The organism is Brevibacillus thermoruber 423, from assembly GCF_000454065.1.
GTDB classification, from domain to species: Bacteria; Bacillota; Bacilli; order Brevibacillales; family Brevibacillaceae; genus Brevibacillus; species Brevibacillus thermoruber.
The window spans coordinates 1-673 of the sequence record NZ_KE695654.1; the positions used below are offsets into that span (position 1 = coordinate 1).

Genomic DNA, 673 nt, shown 5'->3' on the forward strand with positions numbered 1-673 from the left:
GGGGCAAGTACCATCGGCGCTGGAGGGCTTAACGGCCGTGTTCGGAATGGGAACGGGTGTGTCCCCTCCGCTATCGTCACCAGACTTATTCATGATGGAAGGACATGCATCCTTCAAAACTGAACAGCGAGTAGGCGTTAACCAGCCAAAGCTCCGTAGAAAGGAGGTGATCCATCCGCACCTTCCGGTACGGATACCTTGTTACGACTTCACCCCAATCATCTACCCCACCTTCGGCGGCTGGCTCCTTGCGGTTACCTCACCGACTTCGGGTGTTGCAAACTCTCGTGGTGTGACGGGCGGTGTGTACAAGGCCCGGGAACGTATTCACCGCGGCATGCTGATCCGCGATTACTAGCGATTCCGACTTCATGCAGGCGAGTTGCAGCCTGCAATCCGAACTGAGACTGGTTTTAAGAGATTGGCTTACCCTCGCGGGCTTGCGTCCCGTTGTACCAGCCATTGTAGCACGTGTGTAGCCCAGGTCATAAGGGGCATGATGATTTGACGTCATCCCCGCCTTCCTCCGTCTTGTCGACGGCAGTCTCTCTAGAGTGCCCAACTGAATGCTGGCAACTAAAGATAAGGGTTGCGCTCGTTGCGGGACTTAACCCAACATCTCACGACACGAGCTGACGACAACCATGCACCACCTGTCACCGCTGCCCCGAAG

Annotated in this window: 2 rRNA genes (1 of these 2 cut by a window edge); both read right to left on the reverse strand. The window is 56.2% G+C overall.

Features of this window, described 5'->3' with window-relative positions:
* Positions 1 to 84, reverse strand: a 5S ribosomal RNA gene (gene rrf, locus M516_RS0119360); the annotation flags it as partial.
* A gap of 75 nt (positions 85 to 159) precedes the next feature.
* A 16S ribosomal RNA gene (locus M516_RS0119365) occupies positions 160 to 673 on the reverse strand; it runs 931 nt beyond the window's last position.